Genomic DNA, 19508 nt, shown 5'->3' with positions numbered 1-19508 from the left:
CTCGTACTGCCGGATCATCCCGATGATCTGGCTCTCTGTAAACTTGCTTTTTTTCATTGTCCCAAAATTTAAAGTTACTCATTTTCCCATTTTAGAGCACTCCGGATTTTGGGGTAGCTTTCAGCTGCACCCAAGACCATTTACCATTCGGCGACAACAGGGCCTTTAATCCCTTTAGGGTCAGCAATGCTGGAACGTCCTTGTGGCAGGGAATGTTTTTTCCTTTGTGGGCAGCAAGCTTTTATTCCTTGATATAGATCATTTTCTTGTCTTCAAAACCATAACATGATCGGTTGGTAAAATCAATCATCAGGATAGTGTCCTGCACCGAATAATAATGATTTGTGGGCTGAACATAGACCAACTGCTTTCCCCTGTAGCCAATCTATATGGAGTCGTTCGGCAAGAGGGCATAATCAAAATGGTCTTTTCGCATAAATGCGTTGGATTTTTGGAAGTTATTTTGTGATATAAAATCCAAGGTGTCCGTTTTATCGGAGGAAATCCAGATGCCCAATGCTATTGGACTGGCATCATCAACATCATCGGAACAATTGCAAAGCAAGAGCAGGGCAATGATGATACACCCAGAGTGGATTATCTTTTGCATTTTTTGGTCTTCAACGTCCGCTATAAAATGTTGATTTTCCTACTTGGTTGCGTTTGGGTGGGTGCTACTACGGTCAGTAACTCAAAAACAGCCGGGCTTTAAGCCTTTATCGGGAGAATTTCGAAAGACAAGGACATATGCAAGAGAGTTTTCTTTCTGGGCATAATGAAGCACAACGGTCTCGTGTATGAGCAGTAGTGGATTTCAAACCACTAAACTGTCAGATAGCAACGACCTTTGATTTATAATTTTACGTTTCAAAATAGCACTTAAACCGCTATTGCTTATACACATTGTTACCTGCTGGCTTTTTTCTCGTTCGTTCGTTAGCGTTGGAGTGAAAGCTCTTTGCGACCGCAGGAACGAGGATTGCAATGTGCTTGAACAAAGCGTTGGGTTAATTGATAAAATCTGCATATTCTTCAACAGGTATGTTTCGGTTTCTTTTCACAATGTATTCAGACATACTTTCATTAACAATATTTTCAGGTAAGCGGTTATTTGTCGTAATCTCGCTTAAATAGTTGCTTTGACTTTCATTTAGTGAACTTTTATACTTCACAGTATTATCTTCAAAAAGCTTTATGATATGTGAATCAAGTAATTTATGATGGTTGTTGCAAAGCCACAGACCATTATCCCCGTCTAATGCAAGATTTAATTTTTCATCTTGTGTCAAATGATTTTCCCTTTTTATATCTGCAACTGGCCAAATATGAGCTCCTTGAATAATTTGAGGTATATCACATTCGCAAAGTGCACATTTCTTATCTCCTAGTTTTTCTAGTAAATTATAAATGTATTGTACTGAACGTAAACTATCATTTTCTTCAAAATCGATTCTCTCAATAGTTCGATTTGATGTGAAAATATGAACTACACCTAATGATTCAATTGCATCTTTTGATGTTTGAGGAAGTTTAGTTAAACCGCCTTCTTCAATTTCATACAATTCAACATCTGTATTGGCAATTTCTGAAATTGCTAAACAAAGTATAGTCGTTTCATATTTATTTGCGCCATAAGTTTTACCAAATATTTGAAGTTGGTTTTGTGGACCACGAGTTAAATATGTTGACCTATTTCCTGGATTCCTACTTCGCATCTGGTCTTTATGCAAAATAATATCCTCGGGTGAAGTGAAAGAGGTAATTGGACTTCTTAAATATTCATTAGCATTTAAGAAATTGACATTTGCAGTTCTCATCAAACGATACATAAATATGAAATATGGAGTTTCCCAATTCCCTGTTGTATCTGGATGAAAATAGAAGCAGATTTCCTTGTTCTGATTCTCATCTAATATGTATCGTGATAATGCGCTCGGAAAACTTTGGAAGCTAGAGTTTCTACTTCTTATTTCAACCTCAGAGAAGGATATAAATGTCTTTCTGCCTTGATATTCAAGGGTTGCTAGTCTTCCAATATTATAACCATCGTTGTCAAAGTCTACAGTATATTCATTTTGACCTGTAACTTTTTGACAAACATCAGCCAATATAGCTGGTCTCAAGAGGTCTTGGTACAGTCCTCCCTTTTGAAACCTGTTCTTTATTGTAAAGTGAGGTATTTCCATTATTATCATAATTTACAATCAGTACTTCTTTTCGTTGGATGCCTGGAACATCATTTACTTTTATTAAGCGGTATCCTTTTGTTTCAATCCACTTTTTTAATTCATTATTTGTTTTTCCTTTATGTTCCATTACATATGAAATCATAAAACAAATGGACTTATCATTTAATGAATCAACAAACTCAAATAACCTTCTTTCTTCTTCAATTCCCCAACCATTAAATCCTCTTTTTCCATCATTGTATGCGCCTGTTGTTAGGCGGTATGGTGGGTCTAAATAGACAAAACTGTTATTATTGATTACATCATTTAGTTCCGAATAGTCTGAATTTTTAAATTCAATATTTTTTTCCTTAACTATTCTTGAAAAGCTAATCATTTTTTCAAGGACTTTATCATTAAACCACCTCATACCTACTGGGTTATTGAAACCATGGTCTCCATTAAACCTTATTTGCTGGTTAAAGCCATATAAAATTATTGTATAGAGTAATTTAGGGTCTCTTTTTTCGAAAGGAAGGGAATTGTAATAGTTACGAGCTTTTATATAACTATCAGAATCTTGTTTTTTCAGGTCATATTTTTTTATAATTCTTCTCATATAAAGAAGATATTGATAGGTGTCATTTATTCTAAAAGACTCCACTAAGTCTTTTACAAAGTGATTGAATTCATTGTAAACGATATGACTTGATTTAGAATTTATTCCAACGTTAAACCCTCCACCAAACGCATCAACAAAGTTTGAATATCTTTTTGGGAAGTAGCATTTTATTTCTTCAATCATCTTTGCCTTGCTTCCAATGTAATTAAGCGGAGATTCATATTTAACCTCAAGCTCTTCTTTCTTTTCTACATAGAATAAATATTCAAAATGCTCTTTACCTCTCCTTGATTTAAAATTCGTGTATTTGCTATATGAAATTTTCTTGCACTTATATGTTTCAACTTTACCATATCTTTTCAAACTAGCTTCAATGAAACTCTTAGATAAAAATCCATCAACACTATAGCTAAATATGATATGTTTAGCTTTTGTTTTAGCAATTATTTTGTCAAATAGTATGTGTGATTTATAATCCTTAGACCAATCTGAGCGCATTGGTGTTGTCGGTCTTGAACCTGTTATTGGACTAATTGATGGAGAATCATCCAACACCAATGTTTGTAAAATATGATATTGAGTACCATATTGGTTTTGAGTATATGGTGGGTCTAAATACAATATATCACATTCAACATTTTCAATTAAATCTTCAATTTTACCATTTAGAGTGGTTATACCTAAATGTTTAGAATTATTTGATTCTACTCTTTGAAATATGATTTGTTTTTTCGCTCTTGGGTCCCAATGCTTTAAGAAAGCTCCATAAACTCCTGCTGTATTTGAAACAAATGAAATAGATTCTATAAGACTAGCGAGTAAAAAACAATATTCAGAATTATTGATTAATTCTTGATTCTTCCATTGTTCTATTGTTTCCCTGAAATAGTCAATTCTTCCTGCATTTTCGGGTGAGAAGTACATACGTTCAGAGCCACCTGGAGAATAGTTTTTATAGAAAAAGTATTGCCTTGTTTCGGAGTTGCTGTTAAAAAACTCGAATGGGTCGAATCCTAGTTTTTCAAAAGTACAATCTGGCGATACTAATCTGCCGTTTGTGTAAATAACAGACCATTTAATCATGTCGTTTACAACTAAATTGAATTTACTTTTTACTGAGTCTGCAACTGCACCTGTTCCACAGAAGGCATCAAAAAAAGTTAAATTATTTTCGACCTTTTTATCTTGATTGAATAAATTTCGTTGTATGCAAACAAGTCCCTTTTCTTCCAAAAGGTCAATAATTGCAGTAGTAATTAATTCTTTATTTCCAATAAATCTCATTGATGCACTTTTTGTGATTTTTTATAAAAGATGGCCGCTTCTTTTAAAACATTCAAACCTTGCTCTTCTTCTTCGATAATGTCATAAACTTTATCTGTTAACCATAGCTTTTCTAGCTCTTTGAGATTTATTCCATAAAGTTCTGAGAGTATAGGTAAATATTCTCTTTTAGCTTGTCTGTCGCCTAGTTCGATTTTTGATAGTGTAGCGGTATCAATGTCAAGAACCGCTGCCACTTTTCTAAGAACAAGTCCATTTTGTTCTCTAAGCTCTCTTAGTTTGTTGCCAAATAACATCTATCTATATTTTGTTTAGACAATATTTGTCAAATATAGAAAATATTTTTGCATTCATTCAATTATTACTGATTTTTTTGGGTGGCGGTGGGGAAGTGAAAGCTCTTTTTGTTTTGTGAGGTACGAGCAAAATGAAATGTGCTTGAGCGTGCGGTGGCTTTTTTAGCTTGCAGGTAACGGTAGGATATAGATCATATAATCTATATATCTTTTTCGTATATCACTAAGATAGGAGATTATTTTTACTAAGGAGATAGAGTACGGCCCTATGGATGTAATTTTCGGTGCTTTTGTTGTACACGTGCCTTGAAGGCAACAGTGGCTGCCTCAGGCCCAACCTAAAAGCCTGTCCCTGGTGCACTAAACTTCAGGGCAGGATTTTGGGACCAACCTCCTGATTTGTTCGGGCCCGTTCTACAGTCTTGGTTACACCGGTCGCCTCTGTGTTTTAAAAATAGGTGCCTTATATGGTCCATACACTTTATGTTTCTCGGATCGCCATTAGGAAGTAATTTATAAACCGCTGGTCTATCACCGACCTATTTATTTCCCACATCAAATTTTGACGGGGATGCGCTGATGCCCATATCCAAAATACCCAATGGACAAACGGAGGGTGAGTGTTGTTTCACGGGCATTGCGAAACAACCTGGATGTGCCCTTGGCAGGGTGGTTTTCCAGACCTCTTATGGAATGGCAGTTCGCCACCCGCCACCAGATGGTTCATGGTTTACATCAGTGAAGCAGGGATAGGATATAAGGTGGGGAAGCTTCCTGGAACTATGGGTAATGGGCTCCTTTTCCGTTTCCTCGCAAAGACAGATAGTTGGCCCTAAAGTTTGTTCTAACAAGGATCATAAGCCTTTTACCAGTTAATAGGCCCGCGTTAGGGATAGGAGCAAAAAGCCCATAGCGCCCCCGATCGGGATCGGGGGCCAGCGAGGACTTGCAACGTATAGCCCGGCCCGCAGGGAACGCCCTCCCCCAACCTTTGTCTTAAAATCTTATGGGCGTCCGGACGGGTATTACCCCTCCTAGGGCCGCGGAACGCCAATTTTGCCCACGTCACTAGGGTAAAGACCAAACCTCCCCAAAGTGCATGCCCTGGGGAGGTTTAAGGGTTCTTTTCTAAAGCGGTCATAGCGCTTTGCCTTAGGGGTCAATGGTTGCGCAAAGCATCTATCAATTGGGACTTGTCCATTTTGGATCGACCAGAAATGCCCACATTCTGGGCCTGATTGTAAAGTTCATCCTTGGTCCATTCTTCATAGGGCTTGGCCTCGCCGCCCTTTTTCCCGGCGTCTGGGGTGTTGGCAATGCGGGCCGCTTTTTCTTTGCTGTATCCCTTGTCCCGCAGGGCTTCATACTGTGCTTCGTTCTTTATACTGCTGTTTGGCATCTTTTTGTTTTTTTAGAGGTTGCCTTGTTCATTTGCTGTCGCCGTTGCGCTTGTTGGCATTGGCACCTTGGGGGGCTTCCAGGTTTTGTTTGCGATCGCCCCCTTGCCCGTAGAGGGTGTTTTCCTCATCGGTGGGCTGGGTTGTGGCATTATGGGCTGTTCCCGTGGGCACGTCCAGGTCTTTTCCGGTAAAGTCCAACCGCTGTTTTCGGGACTGCAACAAGGTATCGTCCCCGGTGTCCATGGCCAATCCTTTTTTGCCCAGGGCATCCACATCGGCCTGTTTTATGTTGGCATCATAGCCCTGGGCGGGCTTTTTATTGGCTTGTTCCTGGGTCTGCTGATCTTTTTCTCTGCTCTTGTTCACAATATGTTGTTCTTTTAATGTTCCCATTCTGGGGTTGAACTTAGGAAAGGCATCTAAAAAATGGATTTTATTGTCTTTGCAACCCTATAGCAAGAAGTTAAAAAATGGGCTGTGTTCCCCTTGACCCATTTGCGAAAGAAACGGATGCGAAACCTCTTGGCACTGCCCTAGAATGGTGAAAAGGGCTGGTCTATAATATAGTTGGCCTTGTGCTTTTGCCGGTGCAGGTTAAAGGCGGCACTGATGAGGCCCAAGTGGGTAAAGGCCTGCGGAAAGTTGCCCAGCTGCCGGCCGGCGGGGTCCATCTCCTCGGCAAAGAGCCCCAAATGGTTGCCGTGCCCCAGCAGTTTCTGAAAATAGTGGGTGGCCTTTTCCAGCTCGCCGCCGCGCGCCAGGCATTCCACGTACCAGAAAGCGCCCACCAAGAAGCTGCCCTCTTTCTTTTCTGATCGCAGGGGAGCGCTGTCTTCCATATTGCGGTACACCAGCACATCTTGCACCAATTGCTGCTCTATGGCCTTCAAGGTCTTTTTCCACTTATCGTCATACGGGCTTATGAAATGCACCAGCGGCATGATGAGCAGGGAGGAATCTACCGTGTTGGCGCCCTTAAAATGTACAAAGGACTGCAGCTCCCCGTTCCAAAAATGATCGTAGATGTCCTGGTGGATGAGATTTCGGTTTTTTATCCAGCGCTCCAGGTCGGTGGGAAAGGCACGCTTGCGCACCAAGGTAATGGCGCGCTCCAGGGCCACCCAGCACATGACCCGGGTATAGAGGTAATGGCGCTTGGTTTCCCGCACCTCCCAAATGCCGTGATCGGCAGTGTTCCAATTCTTGCACACAAACTCCAGCAACTGCTCTATGTGCTGCCAAAAGGAATAGGTTATGGGTTCCCCGTATTTGTCATAGATATAAATGGTGTCCAACAGCTCGCCAAAGATGTCCAATTGGATCTGCTGGGTGGCGGCATTGCCAATGCGCACGGGTCGGGAGCCCCTGTATCCCTCCAAATTGAGCTCGCGCTCCTCCAGGTCCTTGGTGCCGTCCAGGCGGTACATGATCTGCAGTTTTACCCCTCCGTTGATATCGTCCTTGATGCAGGCCAAGATCCACGCCATGAAATCCTTGGCCTCGGAAAAAAGGCCCATGCGCATAAAGGCGTACATGGTAAAGGCGGCATCCCGTATCCAGGTGAAGCGGTAGTCGTAGTTGCGGTCTCCGCCGAGCTGCTCCGGCAGGGAAAAGGTGGCGGCCGCCACCGTGCTTCCATACTGGCCGCTGGTAAGCAGTTTTAGGGTCAGGGCGGAACGTTTTACGGCATCGGAGAAATCGCCCTCATATTGGCATTGCGACAGCCATTTACGCCAATAGGCCAGGGTTTCCCGTAACCTTGCCTCTGCGAAGTCTTCCAAATTTTTGACCTCTTGTGGCGCATCGCCGAGAACAAATACCGCCCGCTCCCCCTCCTTGAGCTCAAAGGACGTTTTCAAAGCATCCCCTTCCGAAAACAGCGGTACGCTGGCGCACAGGTCCAGGGTGCCCTCATCGCCCAGGGGGCATCGAAGGAATTGTGTGTCCACTTTTTGGAGCTGGGCCTTGGTCTGTCCATAATCCGGCCTGGGGTTCAGGTGCAATTGGAAAGAGCCGTTGCCCCGAACCGCTCTTATCAAGCGCATGAATTGGTTTTTTTCCAATTTTTCATCGCTTATGGGCATAAAATCAATGATATCTACCGTCTGGGCGTCCGAGAAGTAGCGGGTAAGCAGCACATTGGTGTCCAAGAGGTACTGTTGGGTGGTTTTAGTGGGTTCCATCTGTGGCCGGGTATGAAAGCTGCCCCCCTTGTCCTTATCCAAGAGGGCGGCAAAAACGGTGGGTGAATCAAAATTTGGGAAACACATAAAATCTACCGAACCCAAGCGGTGCACCAGTGCCACGGTCTGGCAATTCCCCACAATCCCGTAGTCGCCTATGGGGGCATAGTTTTCTTTTTCCATTGATCGCTATTTTTTTTGATGGTCGATGCAGAAAGCGAAACCTCCCAAGGTTGCCCCAGGTCCGATGCTCACTCCCAAAATAGACCAGTCCTTTAAATTGGCTTGCCGCATTCCCGTAAAATGCTGCTCCGATTGTCCGGCTGCCGGAGAATGGTCACAAGCGGTAGATGGGTGGGCCAGCTAAAAACCAGTGTTACACTGCCCATTGCGCTTGCCCGTAGCCCTCTCTTATGTGTTCTTGGGCCAACCGCTCGTTGGCGTCCAGCCCAAAGGGTTCTGCCGCGTCTTGGAAGGGATTGGGCTGGGATACGGACTGCCCATCTATGGCCCTGAATAGATGGGGGTGCACATAGTACTCCTTGCACACGGTGGGCGTATTGCCCAATTCAGAGGCCACCATCTTGAGGACAATATTGCTGAATTTCTTTCTGGAACCATTTCTTTGGTCTTCCAAGGCCAGCGGATACACCTCCACAGCCAGCTTATTGGCGGCCCAGGTCCTAAAATATTTGCTTGAAAATCCTGCCCCGGTCACCTCCAAGATGTAGGCGTTCACCTCCTCACTGTCCACCGATTCCCACTGCCCTTTTTCATTGCGGTACCTAAATATTTCATAGCCGGGGAGGTCGGCCGCCTTTTTTATGAAGGGCACCAATTCTTCGTTGTCTATGTGCACCTCCTGTGGTTTATGGCTCTTGCCGGTAAAGGTGAAGCGTAGCTCATGGTCCAATACGTCCAGATGCTTCCTGCGCAGGGTGGTTAGGCCGTAGCTGCCGTTTCGGCGGCGGTATTCCCTATTGCCAATGCGAACGCCGTACTCGTCCAGCAGCAGCAAAATAAGGGCCAAGACCTTGCGCTTGGGCCAACCGGAACGGTTTAAATGCGCATGGGCCCGTTGTCGCAACTGGGGGAGAAAACCGACAAAGGCCAACAGTTTTTTAAATTTTTGCTGTTGTCTTTGCTTTTCGTAAACAGGATGGTAAATGTACTGTTTGCGGCCCTTGGCATCCCTGCCCACCGCCTGGATGTGCCCGTCCGGGAATTTGCAGATGAGGACATCGCTCCACATCGGCGGAACCACCAGCTTTCGCAACCGTTTCAGCGTGGCCTTGTCGGTGATCTTGGTACCGTCCTCAGCATAGTAGGCATAGCCCTTGCCGTATTTTTGGCGGGTAATGCCCATCGCGGAATCATCTACCTCTTGTACCGTTGGGGCCATATGATTGTTTGTCATCTCGCCTTTTTTTTCACGGAAAGTACGTGTAACGGCGGGATGCCCTTAGCTCAAAAGAGAATTTATGAAACCCAATTGAAACGGCCTTGCCACTTTTCAAACAAATTGATCGAGCCTTGAACACAGGGACGGAGAACCAGCAGAGGTTTAGCGTTAGGAATTGTTGCTTTGCAGCATGCCGGACCGGGGGCGGCAGCGTATCATTGTACCAAGTTTAATCAATAAAACATAATAACGATATGGAAACAAAATATGAAACCTTGGTAGACCAGTTGGAAGAAATTCTGGAAAAGAACCGGGACGCTGAAAAGGGATACGGAAAAGCGGCCGAAAATGCGGAAAGTCCCAGCTTGAGGGCTTTTTTTGAGCGCAAGGGACGGGAGCGGAGCGAATTTAACCGGGAACTGAAAAGTGCCATGGTGGCCAATTACGATGATGTGGATGACGACAGTAGCTTTACCGGCAGCATCCACAGGGCCTGGATGGACGTAAAAGCCTTCTTTTCCGGCGATGATGATGAATCCATGCTCGAAGAGGCCATAAGGGGCGATAAGGCGGCCGTTGAGGAATATGACGAAGTATTGGAAGATACCAACTTGCCCGCGGCCATTGGCAGCATCATTCGAGAACAGCGCAATAAAATACAAACGGACCTGAACAAGGTGAAGTCCATGGAGGACCTTGCCTAGGGTATGATGACTGTAGGTATTTGTACACCCAAAAATGCCGGCACAAAGTGCCGGCATTTTTTGTTTCTTCCTATAAACACTGCTTTAAGCCAACCATACCCAAAGCCCAACCGAAGCTTCTTTTTCGTCACGGGCGGGCAAGCCCTAGTGGTATTTGGCCGGTTTCATTTTGGCCTTAGGGCCAAAAACCGTCGCAACATTTCCAGGCGCTCCACCTGGCATTTTTGGCCAATTTCTATGAGAGAAGGGGTATAAAATATCCACATCCAATCAACTGAGTCTTGGTGGATGACCCCGATGGGCAAAGGCATCACCCGTTTATCAGTGTATGCTTGTGTGTGGGCTATTGGCCACACCCCAATTGGCAACCATCATACCCATGCTAAAAATCTTAGGCAGATGTATTTTGGCGCATCCAACATCCACCTAAAAAACCAGAGTATCGTAAGGAAAACCTTGGTTTGAGGACGCACCAAAATGCCGAGATGATCAGGATTTTATGGTCGTTCCGGCGGCATCGGTCTTTCTAATTTTTTTTTGCGCCCACTCCTTCTCCTCCGCATTGGCCTGCAGCACCTCTTGTTGCCATTGCACCCTTGGGGTGTAGTTCAACTTAATGTAAATGGGAAAATGGTCGGATCCCATATAAGGTTCCCGGCTCATGGACACCAAGGCAAAATCGTTACTGTGAAAGACGTGGTCCAAGGGCCAGCGCATCAATTTATGATTGGCATGGTAGGTATTGAAAAAACCACGCCCACGACGCGGATCCATCAGCTTACTTATTTTTTGAAACAGCTTGGTGGTACGGGACCAGGCAACATCGTTCAGATCGCCAAACACCAAGGTCAGTTTGGGATCGTCAGGAATTTGTTTTCCCACCAACAGCAGTTCGGCATCGCGATTGGTGGACGTCTTGCTCTCCGAGGGGCTGGGAGGCCGGGGATGCACACAGTGTATGGTGGCTACCTTGCCGTTGGGCAGCTCCATCTTAGCGTGGATGGAGGGAATGTCATCTACCACCAAAAACCGGACGGACACATCCTTTAATGGTAATTTGGAATAAAGGTGCATCCCGTAGAGATTGTCTTGCGGAATCTTCACGGTATGTCCATAATCCCGTTCCAAAGGCGCCAAGGCTCGCTCCCACTTCTTGTCTGACTCCAAAGTGAGCACTACATCGGGACACTTGTCCCTGATAATGGCAAGTAGCTTTTGGTACTGATCGTTGGGCGTGAGCACATTGCTTATGAGGATGGAGAGCATATCTCCGCCAGAATTACCAGTGTACTGCACCACCTGTTTCTTGCTCAACGGGGTATAGGGATAAATGAGATGTACCTGATACCCCAATGCAAAGAGCATGGCCCCAAAAAGAATAAAGTGATGGGCAGCATCAAAAGGATAGACCAAGAGCGCCAGCACCAAATTTATGGCGATCAAAACCGATATCTGTATTCTGGGAAAATCAAAACCCCGGATCCACCAAATGTCCATTCTGGTGTACGAAGCCACGCTCGGTAGGCATACCAAGATATTGCACATTACGACAAGTGGGGCAATGACATCCATTTCATTGTGGCTTTATCTCCTTTTAAAGACAGGCAATGTGCGGCATTAATCGTCCATACGGCTCACCTCGCTTTCACTTTTTAAAACGTGGTCGCCATCTTCTTGGACAATAAAGAGTGCTTTGTTTCCCTCTTCGCCCTTGCGCGTCACTTCGCTTCCTTTAATGGTCTTGGTGACCTCTTTGACATAGGTCTCCTTGACCTGGCCGGTGGCGGTTCCGTTGCCCCATTTCCATGTTACCTTGCTTCCTTCCTTGATCATATCGTTCATTTTTTAAGTTGATGCCCAAATTCCATAATAAACGGGCTTTTCACATCCCCATTCCATTTTATTTTTAGTGCAAATACCTCTTCTGCCCAGGCTGATAACCTATGGCTTGGATGCACCAGCAGGCTGTTCACAACCGTTTCACCATACTTCAATTGGGCACGTAATTTAAGGGATGGCGGCAGCATGCCATGACCAACCTCCGTATTTTAGGAATTAACCCTAAAGGATATCACGGATGACGCATTACAAAACACCACTATATGGACAAACTGCCATTGTCACTGGTTCCAGCGCGGGGATTGGGAAGGCGGTGGCCAAGACATTGGCCAAGGCCGGGGCCAATGTGACCCTAAATTACCGAAGCTCCCAAGAGGCGGCCGAGGAAGCTGCTCACGAGATAAATACCGACAGTGATGCCGGCACCGCCATTGTGGTTCAGGGCGATGTGGGCCAAGAAAACGATGTAAACACCATTTTTAAACAAACCATTTCCCATTTTGGCACGGTGGACATTTGTGTGGCCAATGCCGGCATGCAGTTGGACCATCCGTTGCACAAAATGCCCTTGGAAGACTGGGAACAGGTACTACGAGTGAACCTTACCGGCCAGTTCCTCTGCGCCAAGGCGGCCATCTTGGAATTTAAACGGCGCGGTATGCGCGAGGACGTTTCAAAATCCCTGGGAAAAATAATCCATATGAGCTCGGTGCATGAAATCATTCCCTGGGCAGGACACGCCAACTATGCTGCCAGCAAGGGCGGATTGCTCATGCTGATGGAAAGCATCTGCCAGGAATACGGCCCGGAAAAAATACGATGCAACAGTATTGCCCCAGGTGCAGTAAAAACGGAGATCAACAAAGATGTTTGGAGCAACGAGGAGGGCAGGGAACAAATGTTGAAGCTCATTCCCTACAAACGCATTGGCATACCGGAAGATATTGGCCAAGTGGCCAGTTGGTTGGCCTCCGACCAGGCAGAATACATCAACGGCACCACCATTTATGTGGACGGCGGCATGAACTGTTATCCCGGTTTCGCCAACGGGGGTTAATTGGGCTGTGGGAGCGGGAATTAAACCAAGTGACACCACCAAAGCAGTTGAACTTCCCCTGAACGATACCAGAAGGCATCACCGAATGTCTTAGGCAAAAGTATTGCGGTCTTAAACTTTAGTTTTGGAATAACCACCGGTTTTTCAACAAATTAGTACCACTGATCATTTCGGATTAAATGCCATCCCAATTAACGATTGATAGAATACAGCTCCTGACCATCTTTGTTTGAAATTGAATTGAGGTGCAACGAGCCAATCAGCTTTAAGGCTTCTCCAATGAGATATGCCCTATGTTTAAAAACCATTGACCCAAAAAACCCCCATTCTTCAACAAACGTCAAAAACAAACACGAATCCCCAAAAGTTATCCTGAATAATGGCAAAGCATCCCTTCCCATTAATTCAAAGCGTTACATTCAATCGCTGTCAGATAGACGATTGCCTCCCTATATTCAGTCTCTCAAAGATGAAGTAACAACCATTTCTATTTGAAGCTAAAACTCTTTTTTTAATGATTTCGTTTCAATATGGCTTAACCGCATCCTTAAATTTTTCATATCCGAGCTGATTTTTTGCTCAAGAACCCGGGCATAGACCTGTGTCGTGGAGAGCTTGGTATGTCCCAACATTTTGGAGACCGTTTCAATGGGCACACCATTGGACAAGGTCACCGTGGTGGCGAATGTATGTCTGGCTGAATGGAACGTTAACTTTTTACCGATTTTAGTATGTATTGCTATTTCTTTCAAATAAGAATTTAACTTTTGGTTGGAATGGACAGGTAGTAACTTTCCATCATTGCTTTCAGGGTAGTCCCTATATTTTTTCAAAATCATCAGTGCATTTTTAAGCAGGGGAACTTTGACAGGTTGGTCGTTTTTTTCACGTTGCGTAAAGATCCAAAAGTCCCCATCCAGCCCACGAACAATATGTTCCCTTTTCAGTACCCTGACATCCGAATAGGACAAACCGGTATAACAGGCAAAAACAAACACGTCCCTCACCACTTGCAATCGCCTCTCTGCCAGTTCGTGGGCACTGAACAATCTGAGTTCATCTTGGGAGAGGTACTCTTTTTTGAATTTATGGAATTTCAGCTTGTACCGTTCAAAGGGATTTTTGTCCAACCATTCCAAATCTAAGGCTAGGTTCATCATTTTGCGAAGACGTTCCAAATGTTTCATTACCCCGTTATTTGTCAACGGGTTGGAGTTTTGCAATGCAGGCCCGTTTCTTAAATACTGCTCAAAATCTATGATAAAGCTAAAGGAAATCCGCTTTAGAAAGATGTCGCCGGTTTTCTTCTTTTCGATCAGAAATCGCTTGAGGTACTTCTCGGTGGTGAAGTAATTCTTTAACGTTCCCGGCTTAAGGACACCCAGCATATTCCCATTGTGATAGGCAACCAACTCCAATAGCGATTTATGGTGCTCATCCCGTCCCAAGAATCTTGCCTTGATCGATTTTGAATTGATCAGATTACCATCTGCCATAAGTTGTTTATGGCAATCCAATAACTTGGCATAAACTTGGTCCAAATATATGTTCAGGGTCCTGCCCTCCGGTGTCCTTGATTTGCATCTCTTGGACCTTGTTTTCCAAGAGCTTACCGAGGTCTGTCGTTGTAAACTGATTTCTGAGCGCTTACCGTCAACCGTAATACGGGCATAGATTGGGGCCTTATCCCCTTTTTTCTTTGAGAGATTGAGCCAAAAATGAATTCTGAATGTTCGTGAAGTGTTCATAGACGTTCGCTTTTAATGAATAATCGATTTGTGGTGAAAGCCAAATCGAAGCGAAAGTCAAACGCTATATGACTACTATCTAAGAAAAGAGTTTCCAATGTAGGTAACCGAATAGGTAACCTTTCATTTGATGTTAAAACCATTCAAATGAAACCAAGGAAAATATAATCCCTTGGTTTACATTTGATTAGTTAAAAAAAGATGTTTAAAAACACCTCTTTAGTCGGGGTGGCAGGATTCGAACCTGCGACCTCCTGCTCCCAAAGCAGGCGCGATAACCGGGCTACGCTACACCCCGATATGGGTTATCTTTCTTTATAAAAAAAGAACTGTTTTGCGGAGAGACCGGGACTCGAACCCGGGCGACACTTGCGCGTCGACAGATTAGCAATCTGCTCCGTTACCACTCCGGCACCTCTCCCAAATTCCCCTGGGGAACCTGCGCTCATTTTGCGCTTGCAAATGTACTTTTTACCGTAATGGCACGCAACTATTTCACTCTTTTTTTTCGGCAGCTCCAGAGGATGGCCATCACTCCGGATACTCCACCCGCAAATGGTAGATATTGGTGAGCTTCTGCTTGAAAATTTTCTTGATGACCTCTATTTCCTTGAAGGTGATGTTGGCGTTTACAAACTGGCCGGCTTTCATCTGTCCGGCTATGATCTTGTCCACAAAGGCATCAATCATGAGATAAGTGGGGTTCTTGAGGCTCTTTGAGGCCGCTTCCACGGAATCTGCCATCATCAAAATGGCGGTCTCCTTGGAGAATGGCAGTGGCCCTGGGTACCTAAAATTGTCCTCCGCAACCCCTGGATCCAGCTCTTGCTGCTTTTTGAAAAAGTAATACACCAGGGTGGTACCGTGGTGACTGCGGATAAAATCCACCACCCGATCGGGGATGTTGTTCTTTCTGGCCAACTCTATGCCCTTGATCACATGGTCTATGATGATCTGTGCGCTTTCCTGGGCACCGAGCTCATGATGTGGGTTTACATTGGTGATCTGGTTTTCGGTGAAGTACGTGGGGTTCTCCATTTTGCCAATGTCATGGTAGAGCGCCCCCACCCGGACCAACATGGCATTTGCCCCCACCTTGTTGGCAGCGGCCTCCGCGAGATTGGCCACTTGCAGGGAGTGGTGAAACGTCCCGGGCGCCTTGTTGCTCAAGGCTTTGAGCAGGGCACTGTTGGTGTCCGATAGCTCCAATAACGATACATCCGATACAAGCCCAAACACTTTTTCGTACACGTAGATCAAGGGCTGTACAAACAAAGTGATCATCCCATTGAGCAAAAACAGCCCCAGGGTAAACCAAGCAATGTTGTTGAGATTTCCTTCGTGGATGCTGTGAAAGGCCAAATACGCCACGATATAGATCAGGGTGATCTGGCCCACGGAAACAAAGAGGTTGGTTCTTTTGTGCAGTTCGGAAACGGTGAGAATGGTAACGATGCCGGCAATGATCTGCAAAAAAAGGTACTCAAAGCTATTGGGCACCACAAAGCCCAGGATGAGCACCGTGAGCACGTGCACAAAGAGCCCCAAACGCGCATCAAAAAAAGTTTTGAGCACCAGGGGCAGCACACAGAGGGGCACCACAAAGACCAGACTGTCATCATAATTTACCACGGTGGCCGTGACCAAGACCAAAAAAACGATGTTGAAGAAGATAAAGGTGACCTTGGTATTGTTGGTGAACACCTGTGGTCGGTATTTCTTTAAGAAAAGCAGCAACATCATCAAGACCAGCGCCACCAGCACCGTGTAACCTCCCAGGACAAAATACTTGTCGGTGGGGCCTCGCTCCTCCATTTGGTATTCCGTGCGCAGGGACTCCAGCAACCTCAGGTGGCTGTCTTGCACCACTTCGCCCTTGGCTATGATCAGGGTGCCCTCGGTTACGCTTCCCCTGGTGAGCGATAATTGGGAAAGTGCCTCCGCCTTCACCTTATCGGTCAATGTTTCGTTGAAAAAAACATTGGGCTCCACAACATCGGACAACAGGACCTCTAACTCATCTTTGGCGCCCAACAGCCCCTCGGCTTGCAATTTCGTTTGGAGATAAGGCTCCAAATTTCCCAAAGTTTGGAACGCATTGGCCCTTGTCCGCTTGGCAATGCCCTCCCTTATGAGGTACACGTAGGCCCTGCCCCGCAGCGCGGCCGTGTCCTTTACCACCCCGGTGGCATACCATTGGTCCAGCACTTCCCGGGCCAGTGCTTTTGCCCGTTCCGTTTGTGAGGGCGCCACTGGGGTCGCCCCTTCTGTAAAGGGTGCATCCAGTAGTTCATTGAGGCGCGAGAAGGCCTTTTTTACCACGGCACTGTCATAGTTGAAATATAGTTCCTGCCCCGCTGCAATGGCGCGCCTTTCGGCATTTAGTTGTTCCGGTGCCTTTTTTATGGGAAAGTCGAACGGGGCGCGCAAATCCTCATATTGCCAGGGCACGCCCTTTTGGTACTCGTACTTGAACTTGCCACCTCTGGGAAAAAAGAACACGATCAAAAAAACAGCGGCCACGTACAGAACGTACTTATAGATGAGCGCCTGTTTTTTGTAAAGTTGGTCCAAAAGGTTCTTTTTTGAGATGTATGCCCCAAAAGTAGAAAAATACATTGGTACTGCTACTGAATTGAAAACAATAGCCCCGGTTTGCCGTGAAATTTAGTAATTTCGCTTTTAGCAAAAACCATTTTTATGAGAGAGGTTGTCATTGTTTCCGCCGTGCGAACGCCCATAGGAAGTTTTTTGGGCGCCTTGAGCACCGTACCCGCGCCCAAGCTGGGCGCTGTGGCCATTTCCGGAGCCCTTGAAAAAATAGGCCTCTCGCCCACGGCGGTGGATGAGGTGCTCATGGGCAACGTAGTACAGGCCGGCACGGGCCAAGCGCCCGCCAGACAGGCGGCCCTGTATGCGGGCATACCGGACACGGTGCCCTGCACCACGGTAAACAAGGTCTGTGCCAGTGGAATGAAAACCATCATGCAGGCGGCCCAGGCCATTGCCCTGGGCGATGCAGAGGTCATTGTGGCCGGTGGCATGGAGAACATGAGCCTCATACCCCACTACGTACCAATGCGCACAGGCACCAAGTTTGGGCCCGGCACCCTCACCGACGGGATGCAAAAAGATGGCCTGGTCGATGCCTATGACCAAAATGCCATGGGCGTGAGTGCAGATGCCTGTGCCGTGGAGCACGGTTTTGACCGTGCCTCCCAAGATGCCTATGCCATTACATCCTACAAGCGATCGGCAGCCGCCTGGTCCCAGGGCCATTTTAAGGAAGAGGTGGTGCCCGTACCCGTGCCCCAGAGACGTGGTGAGGATATCCTGGTAACGGAAGATGAGGAATATACCAACGTTAATTTTGAAAAAGTGCCCAAGTTACGGCCGGCCTTTACCAAGGAAGGCACCGTGACCGCGGCCAATGCCTCTACCATTAACGATGGGGCCGCTGCCCTGATCTTGATGAGCCGGGAAAAGGCCGAGGCGCTCCACCTAAAGCCCTTGGCCCGTATCAGGGGATATGCAGATGCTGCCCACGAACCAAAATGGTTTACCACGGCCCCGGCGAAAGCGCTTCCCAAGGCCTTGGCCAAAGCGGGCGTGGCACTTTCCGAGGTCGATTTCCTTGAATTGAACGAGGCCTTTTCCGTGGTGGGATTGGCAAATATGAAACTCCTGGGCCTCACGGACAAGAATGTAAACGTGAACGGTGGGGCGGTTTCCCTGGGCCATCCCTTGGGATGCTCCGGAGCCCGTATCGTGGTGACCCTGTTGCACATTCTGGAACAACGCGGGGCAAAGATCGGTGCAGCGGCCATCTGCAATGGAGGCGGCGGTGCCTCTGCCCTTGTGTTGGAGCGTCTCTAGCCATTTTCAAACTTGAAGAATGGAATACGGCATCTGCTCCCTGAACCTCGTTCCCGTTCGCCAAGAGGCGAACAAAGAATCCCCAATGACCAACCAACTGTTGTTCGGTGAGTTTTTTAAGGTTCTTGAAAACAGAAAGCACTGGTCCAGGATCAGAAACAGCTATGACGGGGACGAAGGGTGGATTCCCAAACTCCAATACCACCAAATTGACAAAGAGACTTATGAGTTCCTGGAACATATCGGGGAGAAAAAATATACGGCAGACCTGATCTCTTATGTGAGCGGGAAAAAAGGAGGGCTCACTCCCATTCTCTTGGGTTCCTGTATGGATGGGGCGGCAGTGCTCTCCGTGCAGCACGAGGGCAGCCTGAGCGGTGGAAAACAGGACCGCAACGCTTTGGTCAGTACCGCCCTGCTCTACCTCAACGCGCCGGAACTGATGGGCGGCAAGACGCCCTTTGGGCTGGATGCCGCAGGCCTGGCGCAGATGGTATATCGCATAAACGGCCATTACCTGCAGCGCAGCGTGGCGCAACAGGCCGCCCAAGGCACGGCCCTGAGCTTTGTGGAGGAAAGCGCGCCCGGCGATCTGGCATTTTTTGATGATGCACAGGGAAACATAGATCACGTGGGCCTGATCATGGAGAACAATTACATTGTTCACGTTCACGGCAAGGTCCGGGTGGACCGTCTGGACCATACGGGAATTTTCAACAATGAAGACCGCCGGTACACCCATCAATTGCGTGTCATTAAAAAAATCATTCCCTGACCAAGTTTTCGGAAAAATTAGCACGGGGCCTTTTGGTTCCAAGGGGCAACTGAACGATGGCACCCTTGCACCCCAAGGTAATGCCCATTGCGCCGATATAGGCCAAGCACCAAAGACCTCTACGTACGGTGGGGCTTTGCCACTGGTGGCACAA

General features: G+C 46.3%; 16 protein-coding genes and 2 tRNA genes. 4 read left to right on the top strand and 14 right to left on the bottom strand.

The features are described 5' to 3' along the window. Positions 1 to 385: 385 nt before the first annotated feature. The 8 genes from ACKWCC_RS12095 to ACKWCC_RS12060 form a co-directional block, all read right to left on the bottom strand. Positions 386 to 610 carry a hypothetical protein gene (locus tag ACKWCC_RS12095; protein WP_413996198.1) on the bottom strand — a complete coding sequence of 75 codons (225 nt, stop codon included), beginning with the start codon at positions 608 to 610 and terminating at the stop codon, positions 386 to 388. A gap of 397 nt (positions 611 to 1007) precedes the next feature. Beyond that, complete coding sequence (locus ACKWCC_RS12090) at positions 1008 to 2123, bottom strand: HNH endonuclease signature motif containing protein (RefSeq protein ID WP_158531220.1); 1116 nt, start codon at positions 2121 to 2123, stop codon at positions 1008 to 1010. Continuing rightward, on the bottom strand, positions 2101 to 4074 hold the full coding sequence (locus ACKWCC_RS12085; protein ID WP_413996197.1) for a DNA adenine methylase: 1974 nt from the start codon (positions 4072 to 4074) through the stop codon (positions 2101 to 2103). The genes ACKWCC_RS12090 and ACKWCC_RS12085 overlap by 23 nt, the downstream gene beginning before the upstream one ends. Beyond that, positions 4071 to 4370 carry a helix-turn-helix domain-containing protein gene (locus ACKWCC_RS12080; protein ID WP_413996196.1) on the bottom strand — a complete coding sequence of 100 codons (300 nt, stop codon included), beginning with the start codon at positions 4368 to 4370 and terminating at the stop codon, positions 4071 to 4073. The genes ACKWCC_RS12085 and ACKWCC_RS12080 overlap by 4 nt, the downstream gene beginning before the upstream one ends. A 1159-nt stretch (positions 4371 to 5529) precedes the next feature. Further along, positions 5530 to 5769, bottom strand: a complete 240-nt coding sequence (locus ACKWCC_RS12075; protein ID WP_413996195.1) for a DUF7218 family protein — start codon at positions 5767 to 5769, stop codon at positions 5530 to 5532. A gap of 28 nt (positions 5770 to 5797) precedes the next feature. After that, positions 5798 to 6136 carry a hypothetical protein gene (locus ACKWCC_RS12070; RefSeq protein ID WP_413996194.1) on the bottom strand — a complete coding sequence of 113 codons (339 nt, stop codon included), beginning with the start codon at positions 6134 to 6136 and terminating at the stop codon, positions 5798 to 5800. Between the two features lie 167 nt (positions 6137 to 6303). Further along, positions 6304 to 8136 (bottom strand): glycoside hydrolase family 15 protein, encoded by a 1833-nt coding sequence (locus tag ACKWCC_RS12065; protein ID WP_413996193.1) that lies wholly within the window; start codon positions 8134 to 8136, stop codon positions 6304 to 6306. Between the two features lie 193 nt (positions 8137 to 8329). After that, positions 8330 to 9370 (bottom strand): DNA topoisomerase IB, encoded by a 1041-nt coding sequence (locus ACKWCC_RS12060; RefSeq protein ID WP_413996192.1) that lies wholly within the window; start codon positions 9368 to 9370, stop codon positions 8330 to 8332. A gap of 239 nt (positions 9371 to 9609) precedes the next feature. Here ACKWCC_RS12060 and ACKWCC_RS12055 point away from each other — a divergent pair, with 239 nt between their 5' ends. After that, positions 9610 to 10059 (top strand): ferritin-like domain-containing protein, encoded by a 450-nt coding sequence (locus ACKWCC_RS12055; protein WP_413996191.1) that lies wholly within the window; start codon positions 9610 to 9612, stop codon positions 10057 to 10059. Between the two features lie 489 nt (positions 10060 to 10548). Here the strand turns inward: ACKWCC_RS12055 and ACKWCC_RS12050 are convergent, their stop codons facing one another. Both ACKWCC_RS12050 and ACKWCC_RS12045 read right to left on the bottom strand, forming a co-directional pair. Further along, complete coding sequence (locus ACKWCC_RS12050) at positions 10549 to 11631, bottom strand: endonuclease/exonuclease/phosphatase family protein (RefSeq protein ID WP_413996190.1); 1083 nt, start codon at positions 11629 to 11631, stop codon at positions 10549 to 10551. Positions 11632 to 11676: 45 nt separating this feature from the next. Then, entirely contained in the window at positions 11677 to 11892 is a 216-nt protein-coding gene (locus tag ACKWCC_RS12045) for a hypervirulence associated TUDOR domain-containing protein (RefSeq protein WP_413996189.1), read from the bottom strand. A 244-nt stretch (positions 11893 to 12136) separates the two neighbouring features. Between ACKWCC_RS12045 and ACKWCC_RS12040 the strand changes: the two genes are divergently transcribed. After that, entirely contained in the window at positions 12137 to 12955 is an 819-nt protein-coding gene (locus tag ACKWCC_RS12040) for a glucose 1-dehydrogenase (protein ID WP_413996188.1), read from the top strand. Positions 12956 to 13452: 497 nt separating this feature from the next. Here the strand turns inward: ACKWCC_RS12040 and ACKWCC_RS12035 are convergent, their stop codons facing one another. From ACKWCC_RS12035 to ACKWCC_RS12020, 4 genes are all read right to left on the bottom strand, one after another. Next, positions 13453 to 14703, bottom strand: coding sequence for a site-specific integrase (locus ACKWCC_RS12035; protein ID WP_413996187.1), 1251 nt, complete (start codon positions 14701 to 14703; stop codon positions 13453 to 13455). A gap of 223 nt (positions 14704 to 14926) precedes the next feature. Beyond that, positions 14927 to 15001: transfer RNA gene (locus tag ACKWCC_RS12030), tRNA-Pro, on the bottom strand. Between the two features lie 39 nt (positions 15002 to 15040). Beyond that, a tRNA-Ser gene (locus tag ACKWCC_RS12025) sits at positions 15041 to 15124 on the bottom strand. A gap of 110 nt (positions 15125 to 15234) precedes the next feature. Further along, positions 15235 to 17322, bottom strand: a complete 2088-nt coding sequence (locus ACKWCC_RS12020) for an HD family phosphohydrolase (protein ID WP_413996186.1) — start codon at positions 17320 to 17322, stop codon at positions 15235 to 15237. Positions 17323 to 17403: 81 nt separating this feature from the next. Between ACKWCC_RS12020 and ACKWCC_RS12015 the strand changes: the two genes are divergently transcribed. After that, positions 17404 to 18579, top strand: coding sequence for an acetyl-CoA C-acyltransferase (locus tag ACKWCC_RS12015; RefSeq protein WP_413996185.1), 1176 nt, complete (start codon positions 17404 to 17406; stop codon positions 18577 to 18579). A 19-nt stretch (positions 18580 to 18598) separates the two neighbouring features. Then, the gene (locus ACKWCC_RS12010) at positions 18599 to 19354 is read left to right on the top strand and encodes a C40 family peptidase (RefSeq protein WP_413996184.1); all 756 of its coding nucleotides are present in this window, start codon (positions 18599 to 18601) and stop codon (positions 19352 to 19354) included. The last annotated feature ends 154 nt before the right edge of the window (positions 19355 to 19508 follow it).

This window comes from Maribacter aquimarinus (assembly GCF_047345505.1).
Classification (GTDB): domain Bacteria; phylum Bacteroidota; class Bacteroidia; order Flavobacteriales; family Flavobacteriaceae; genus Maribacter.
Note: the sequence above shows the minus strand (reverse complement) of the source record. Positions and strands in the feature narration are given on the sequence as shown.